Origin of the sequence: Dactylosporangium siamense (assembly GCF_016862795.1) — a bacterium.
In the GTDB taxonomy this organism is placed as follows: domain Bacteria; phylum Actinomycetota; class Actinomycetes; order Mycobacteriales; family Micromonosporaceae; genus Dactylosporangium; species Dactylosporangium siamense.
Genome location: NZ_BONQ01000070.1, coordinates 1 through 7,529, shown reverse-complemented (window position 1 = coordinate 7,529; position 7,529 = coordinate 1). Strand labels below are relative to the sequence as shown.

The 7,529-nt window shown below is 69.1% G+C and carries 6 protein-coding genes and 1 riboswitch; all 6 genes read right to left on the bottom strand.

Translation table 11 applies throughout. From position 1 onward, the window contains the following. Positions 1–39: 39 nt before the first annotated feature. The 6 genes from Dsi01nite_RS22435 to Dsi01nite_RS22410 all read right to left on the bottom strand — a co-directional run bounded on the left by Dsi01nite_RS22435 (position 40) and on the right by Dsi01nite_RS22410 (position 6,446). Entirely contained in the window at positions 40–717 is a 678-nt protein-coding gene (locus Dsi01nite_RS22435; RefSeq protein WP_203848189.1) for a GNAT family N-acetyltransferase, read from the bottom strand. A gap of 150 nt (positions 718–867) precedes the next feature. Continuing rightward, positions 868–1,674, bottom strand: a complete 807-nt coding sequence (locus Dsi01nite_RS22430; RefSeq protein ID WP_308442085.1) for a hypothetical protein — start codon at positions 1,672–1,674, stop codon at positions 868–870. A 265-nt stretch (positions 1,675–1,939) separates the two neighbouring features. Further along, positions 1,940–2,983: a ParB/RepB/Spo0J family partition protein gene (locus tag Dsi01nite_RS22425; protein ID WP_203848188.1), complete on the bottom strand. Its 1,044-nt coding sequence runs from the start codon at positions 2,981–2,983 to the stop codon at positions 1,940–1,942. Further along, complete coding sequence (locus Dsi01nite_RS22420; protein WP_425554397.1) at positions 2,980–4,302, bottom strand: ParA family protein; 1,323 nt, start codon at positions 4,300–4,302, stop codon at positions 2,980–2,982. Before Dsi01nite_RS22420 ends, Dsi01nite_RS22425 begins: the two co-directional genes overlap by 4 nt. 362 nt (positions 4,303–4,664) lie before the next feature. Continuing rightward, positions 4,665–5,342: a 16S rRNA (guanine(527)-N(7))-methyltransferase RsmG gene (gene rsmG, locus Dsi01nite_RS22415; protein ID WP_203848187.1), complete on the bottom strand. Its 678-nt coding sequence runs from the start codon at positions 5,340–5,342 to the stop codon at positions 4,665–4,667. 237 nt (positions 5,343–5,579) lie between these two features. Then, positions 5,580–6,446 carry a bifunctional 5,10-methylenetetrahydrofolate dehydrogenase/5,10-methenyltetrahydrofolate cyclohydrolase gene (locus Dsi01nite_RS22410; protein WP_203848186.1) on the bottom strand — a complete coding sequence of 289 codons (867 nt, stop codon included), beginning with the start codon at positions 6,444–6,446 and terminating at the stop codon, positions 5,580–5,582. Between the two features lie 12 nt (positions 6,447–6,458). Then, positions 6,459–6,543: riboswitch (ZMP/ZTP riboswitch) on the bottom strand. Positions 6,544–7,529: the final 986 nt, after the last annotated feature.

Genomic DNA, 7,529 nt, shown 5'->3' with positions numbered 1-7,529 from the left:
TCACACAGTCGAGGCTGCGCCCTCCGGCCGGTCGCACGCTCAGGGCTGCATGCTCCGGGTCGCGGGCCGGACCGGCAGCACGGGGCGGAGCAGCGACTCGGGGCTCATCGAGCCGAGCAGCTTCTCCAGCGCATACTCCACGTCCGACTTCCACGACAGCGCCGTGCGGAGCTCGAGCCGCAGCCGCGGATAGCGCGGATGCGGGCGAACCGTCTTGAACCCGATCGACGTGAAGAAGTCCGCCGGCGCGAGGCAACCCTGCTCGTTTCGACCGGCCTCGTCGACCTCGCCGAACTTCGCGTCGCCGAACGCCTCGATCGCCTTCACACCACGCTTCGTCAGGTCCCGCGCCACGCCCTGGACCAGCATCCGCCCCAGCCCGCCGTCGGCGAACGGCTGCACCACGTGCGCCGTCATCAGCAGCACCGCGTCGGGGGAGACCGGCGACGTGGGGAACGCCATCGACCGCGGCACGTACGCCGGGGGAGCGAACATCACGAACCCCGCCGGCATGCCGTCGACGTAGACCAGCTTGCCGCAGGAGCCCCACTCGAGCAGCGTCTGCGACACCCAGGCCTCCTTCTCGAGGCCCGGGTCGCCGTTGGCGCACGCCCTGTCGGCGGCGACCGGATCAAGCTCCCAGAAGACACAGGCGCGGCACGATCGAGGCAGATCCTCGAGGGTGTCAAGCGTCAGACTTACGAGACGTCGCGACATTGGCCCATCTCCGCGCGCTGCTTACGTTCGGTCAACCGTCCTGATGGTACGCACCCATCATCGGCCACGGGAGTCATCCCACCAGAGTTCCTCACTCCGCGTGGCCGCCGCTGCTCATCCACCCCACCCGCATCGTGCGATGCGCCGCCGTCAGGGTGTGTCGGATGCTGTGTCCTTGGTCAGTGTGGGTGCCTCAGCCACGACCGGCTCCGCCGGCGCGGGGACGGCGGCCGGCTGCACGGCTGGCTCGGCTGGTCGGCTGTCCGCACCGCTGCCGACGCCGCCGTCCGTGCCGGTGTCACTCGCGGCCGGCTCCGGTGGTTCCACGTGTATCCCCGCGTCACCGAGCGGGGCGTCCGGGTCGACCGTCCGCGCTTCTTCGCGGAATCGTGCCGGCGCCGTCCAGTTGATCCGCGGCGGCTCGGCGAGCGGCCGGCCACCGAACTCCGCCAGCCACGCGGCGACCAGCGCCAGGTTCTCCCGCCACTGGCCCTCCGGAATCGGCGGCAGGATGTCGTCCCACAGCGCGAGGAACGTGCCCTGCAACTGCAGTCGCCCATACGGTCGCGCCAGGAACCACAGGTGCAGATGCGCCGCGCCGTCGCCCCACCGGTTCACGTGCACCCGCGCGACACCGTCGAGCGATCGGATCGCCCGCTCCAGCCGCACCGTCATCACACCCAGCTCGGCCGCAAGCATGTTCGGCAGGTCACCGAGGTCCAGGTGCGACCGCGACTCGAGGATCAGCACCGCCGGCAGCCCGGTCGGCCGGTCGAGACTGCGAACCCGCCACCGGTCGCTCACCCAGATGTATGCCTCGTCGGGCGCCCCGCATGCCCGGCACTCGGCCGGATTGTCACCGTGCCGCGGCGGCTCGATCGGCACGGGATCGAGCAGGCGCTTCACCCGGAGGTCACCCTCGAACGGGAACGTCGGCCAATAAGTAAACGAGGGCAGCTGCGATGGCGTCTCGGGCACGAGCCGACCCTAGCCGAACCCGGCCCCGGTGTCCGCACCCTGTGGACAGTGCACCCATCGAGACCTTCATCCACAGGCACTCAGGCCTCCTACCACGTGGTTTCACGTGAAACGGCGAGCCTGTGGATAACCCCTGTGGATAAAGTGCGCCCAGAACCATCCTGAGAGCAAAACGAAACGGCCGGACTTTGACCGTCCGGCCGTTCTGATTCGCCTTTTTCGCCTTGGTACGACCAGCGAGCGCCTACTGCTCGCGCTGACCCCTCTGGTCGACGCCGATGATGCCCACGATGCGCTCCAGATCGTCGACGGTCGCGAACTCGATCGTGATCCGTCCCTTGCGCTGACCGATGTCGACCTTGACCCGGGTGTCGAACCGATCCGAGAGTCGGTCCGCCAGATCCGACAGCGCCGGCGCGTGCGGCTTGGCGCGTCGCTGTGCCGGAGCCTTCTTCGTCGCGCTGCCCTCCGACACCGCGAGCGACACCATCTCCTCCGTGGCCCGGACCGACAGCCCTTCGGCGACGATGCGGTGCGCGAGCGTCTCCTGCTCCTCGGAGTTGTCGAGGCCGAGGAGCGCGCGGGCGTGCCCGGCGGACAGCACACCCGCCGCGACCCGACGCTGGACGGGCGCGGGCAGGTTCAACAGCCGGATCGTGTTGGAGATCTGCGGTCGGCTCCGGCCGATCCGCCGGGCCAGTTCCTCGTGCGTCGCACCGAACTCCTCGAGGAGTTGCTGATACGCCGCCGCCTCTTCCAGCGGGTTGAGGTTGGCGCGGTGGATGTTCTCCAGGAGCGCGTCGCGGAGCATCGCATCATCGCGCGTCTCGCGGACGATCGCCGGGATGACGTCCTTGCCGAGCGCCTGGGCGGCACGCCACCGACGCTCACCCATGACGAGTTCGTACTTCTTCGTCGCGCCCGCTTCGGCTTCGTCGCCGCCGGCCTCCACGGGCTCCGGAAGCTCACGGACGACGATCGGCTGGAGGAACCCGACCTCCTGGATCGAGGTCTTCAGCTCCTCGATCGCCTCGTCGTCGAAGACCTGCCGCGGCTGCTTCGGGTTCGGCACGATCGAGGTCACTGAGATCTCGGCGAAGCGCGCACCGGGGACCGGGGCGAGTTGCTCTGCCGGCGCCGCGACGACGCCGTTCGTGGGGGCGTCCGTCGTGGCCGGGGGAGTAGCCAGCGCGGTGGCGGTGCCGCTCGCCGCGGTCTCGGCCGGCGCGGCGGTGGGGATGAGAGCGCCGAGCCCCCGTCCGAGACCTCCACGTCGGTTGGACTTCATGCCACTCCTCCCACCTGCGCGTCATGCGCACCGCGCAGCGCGATTTCCTGCGCCGCCTCGAAGTAGCTCACCGCACCGCGGGAGCCCGGGTCGTACGTCATCACCGACTGGCTGTAGCTCGGCGCCTCGGACACCCGCACGTTGCGGGGGATGACCGCGTTCAGGCACTTGGGTCCGAAGTGGTTCCGCACGTCCTGCTCGACGAGGTCTGCCAGTCGGGTGCGCCGGTCGTACATCGTCAGCAGCACCGTGGAGATATCGAGCTTCGGGTTCAGGTGCGACCGGACGAGCTCGATGTTGTTCGTGAGGGCCTGCACACCTTCCAGCGCGTAGTACTCGCACTGGATCGGAATCAGCACCTCCTCCGCGGCGACGAGCGCGTTGACCGTGAGCAGTCCGAGCGACGGCGGGCAGTCTATGAAGATGTAGTCGTAGTCGCTCCCGCCGGCCTCGATGGCCCGCTTGAGGCGCGACTCGCGGGCCACAACGGAGACCAGCTCGATCTCGGCGCCGGCGAGGTCGATCGTCGCCGGGACGGCCCACAGGTTCGGGATGCCCTCGACCTGTTGGGTCACCGCGTCGAGGGGAGCGCCGTCGATCAGGCAGTCGTAGACGTCCGGTACCCCGGAGTGGTGCGGGACGTTGAGACCGGTGGAGGCATTGCCCTGCGGGTCGAGGTCGATCACCAGGACGCGGTTGCCATGCAGCGCCAGGGCGACGGCGATGTTGACCGCCGTGGTGGTCTTACCCACCCCGCCCTTCTGGTTCGCCACGCACATTGTGCGCCGCCGTGGTGGGCGGGGCATGGTGATCTCCCCGCTCGGGTTGAGGATCTCCACGGCGCGCTTGGCCTCCTGTGCGAGCGGGGGGTCTTCGGTTTCACGTGAAACGTACGCGTCAGTCATTGCGCCCTCGGTATCCGCGGTGACGACGGACGGGTGTGGTCGGGGGGACGGAGTGGTCCGTCGCTCTGACCTCATGTCGGCTCTCGTCTCGGCTTTCGCTTCGTCTGCAGCGGATTGTGAATCGGCTTTGGGCACGACCGGTTTTCCGCCCCGGCCGTAAACAGTACCGGTAGATGTGCGATCGACCTGCCCGCTGACGTGAAACTCCACCGTGCCGCCGCGTGTCGTGCTGGACGGGTTCTCCGCGCGGGGCTGAGGAACGGGCCGAGCCGGCGGGCGGACCCCCCAGCCCTCCATTCCCTCGGCGCTACGGGTCTCCGCCTCTGCTCTCGAATCAGTCCCCGGCCCTCGTGTTTCACGTGAAACATGAGGGCCGGCATCGCCGTAGTCCGGGCTATCACCGCTGTCGCGCACCATGTCAGTCCCGTCCCGCTCGGAAAGATGTGCACTATTGGCCGTCAGCGACGCGGTGCCCACCTCCGGAGCACCGCCCGACGCGAAGTCTTGATTGGCCGCGGTGACCGGCGCCGGGAACGCAAGAACGGCGCGCGGCCAGCCTACGGCGCACAGGCGACCTGAGCTATGGCTCATCGGCGCGTCGTCGGGCTTGTCACTCTCACCCGGCCCCAGAAAGACCAAAAAGCCGTCGACTCGGCGAAGGAGTCCGCCGAGTCGCTTCGCCGGCGCGATCGGCCAGCCACTGCCACAGTTTCTGATGTCCATCGTCGAACCCCCGCGTTCCCCGTGTCCGGGGACGCTTTCGGCCCGCCCCCGGTTTACCGCCCGCGCTTGCTCTTCCGGCGTTGCGCGACTTCCCGTTCCCGCACGATCTCGACGACCGTCGTCGGCTCCGCGAGGACGGTGTCCCCGCACAGGCGTACCGACGCCGCACCCGCACCAAGCCGGCTCAGGGTCTCCGCATGCTCGGCGATCTCGGCCGCAGCGGAGGCTCCCTTGAGCGCGAGCAGTCGCCCACCAACGGCGGTGAGGGGGAGACACCAACCGGCAAGCCGGTCCAGTGGTGCGACTGCTCTGGCGGTGACGACATCGGCGAGGGGAAGCTTCCCGACGCACTCCTCGGCCCGCGCGCGGACCACTGTGGTCCGCTCGAGGCCGAGCGCCGTCACCGCTTCGGAAAGGAACGCGGTACGTCGTGCGAGCGGCTCGACCAACGTGACAACCAGGTCGGGACGAGCCACTGCCAGCACCATACCGGGCAGTCCGGCGCCGGAGCCGACGTCAACGACCGTGGCGTCCGACTGAATCAGATCGCCGAGGACGGCGCAGTTGAGGAGGTGGCGTTCCCAGATCCGCGGCGCCTCGCGTGGCCCGATCAGCCCTCTGATCACCCCGTCGGTGACGAGCAACTGAGCGAACCGCTCAGCCAACGGGAGCCGATCTCCGAACACCTTCTCGGCAGCCGGTAACACCTCGAGCGGAACAGCACCATCCATGCGCTCAAGCAAATCACGCCCACCCCGCCCATTGGGCCGCCGGGCTCGGGGGAGCGCCGTAAGAAGGTCTCGGGCCACGCCGGATGCGCGGCCCGAGACCGATGTTTCACGTGAAACGGCGCTCGACGTCGGTGGTGGCGTGCGTTCCCAGGTTCGCGGTGGCGTGTGTGGTGGCGTGCGCCTGCGTGGTCGCGTGCGCGTGCGTGGTCGCGGGTACGGCGCGAGGCTTCACACGTTTCACGTGGAACGGAGCTCGGCGGCCGCGACCGCGTTGCGGAAGAGCATGGCGACGGTGGTGGGGCCGACGCCGCCGACCCGCGGGGTGATGGCGCCCGCGACGGCGGCACAGGACTCATCCACGTCGGGCAGCAGCCGGCGGCCTTCGTAGCGGACACCGCCGCCGATGACGACGGCGCCGGGCTTCACGTGCTCGGGCTGAATGATGCCGGGAACGCCGGCGGCGGCGATGAGGATGTCGGCTCGCTGGGTGTACCGCGGCCAGTCAGCAACACCGGTGTGCACCACGGTGACGGCGGCGTTGGCCGTCGGGCGCTTCTGCGACAGCAGCATCGCGAGCGGCCGGCCGAGCGTCGCACCGCGGCCGAGGATCACGACCTCCCGACCGCTCACCGGAATCTCGTAGTGCGCGAGGAGCGCCTCGATGCCAGCGGGCGTGCAGGGGAGCGGTCCGGGCATCCCCGCGGCGAGACGCCCGAGGTTCAGCGGGTGCATGCCGTCAACATCCATGTCCGGGTCGACGCGCTGCAACGCCGTGTCGTAGTCGATGTGCCGCGGCGTCGGGTACTGGATGAGCAACCCGTGCACACCAGGGTCCTCGTTGAACCGGTCAATCACGGCGTGCAGGGCGTCCTGCGTGGCATCGGCGGGCAGGTGCTCGTGCGGCGACGCGAACCCGAGCTCCGCGGCCTGGCGCTGTTTGATGCGGATATACCCCGCGCTCGCATCGTCATCGCCGACGAGAATCGTCGCGAGCGACGGGACAACGCCACGCTCGCGGAGTTTCGCGACCCGGGTCGCAACGTCGGCCAGGATCTGCTCGGCCACGGGAGCACCGGGCAGGAGAACAGCAGTCGTCGTGGACATAAGACTCCTCGACGTGAGGACCCAGGCGGTCGACCCTCACAACTCGAGCTCCCCGATGGTCCGTCCCATCCCGGTGCCGCCAGTCGCGTCTTCGTCCATTGTCCCCGATCCCCGGACCGCGCGCCCAGGCGGGGACGAAGCCCAGCCAACCGATTCGGAGCACCGCGCCCGCAGGTTCAACCGGCCGCCTTCCTCCGCTCGGGTTCTGCGCCGTCGACGCTCAGCGGAACGCCTGAACGACCAACTCTCGCCTTCGATCCGCGAGAGCGCCGAACCGTCGGATGCCTTCGCCGACCCCGGCCTTCAGGCGTTCAGATGCCGTCTCTCGTCGGTGCGACTCCGCGGCTTCGATGACGACCCCGTTGATCGAAGCCGCCCGCGGCCGCCCACACGACCAAGGCACGCCTTCGATCACCACCACCCGCGAAGGTGCTCAGCCCGCGGAGCGGTTCGCGGAGATCGCTGGCGCCGACGAGTCAGCGAACTGAACAGGTTGACCGTCGCGGTGCGGGTTCGGTGCCCCGGCACGGTGTGGCCCGCAGCGCGTAGGTATCAGGTGAGGTCGTAACCGTGCGAGCCGGTGCCCTCCACCAACCATCGCAGCCGTTCCCCGGCCAGGCCCGCAATGACCTGGACCTTGGCAAGGACCGCGCCGAGCTGGTCCACCAGCGCCGCGTCGTGAGTGTCGGTGTGGGTCTACCCCGACCGTCCATCCGGACGGCCGCGCGATGGACTGGTCACGACAAGACGCACGTCACCGCGGTCAGATCGAAGTGGAGTCACACCCACACGACCAGCACCGAACCTAACGGTTCCACGAACCCTCCGGGCCCGATCACCACCCCCATACAGAAGCGTCACCACCACGCGCCCGAGTAGACGATCAGACAGCGCCCTCGATCACCACAGCCATCGGCGAATGACAGCCGGGGGAGCGCCGATGACGCCTGGGTGCTATCCGGCGCCATACCACAGACCACCGCCGACAATCACGTCCACGCATCGCCCCCCGCGCAGCGACCGCTCCGCGCCTTCGATCACGACGACGTTGATCGAAGTCGCCCCGCGGCCGTCCACACGACT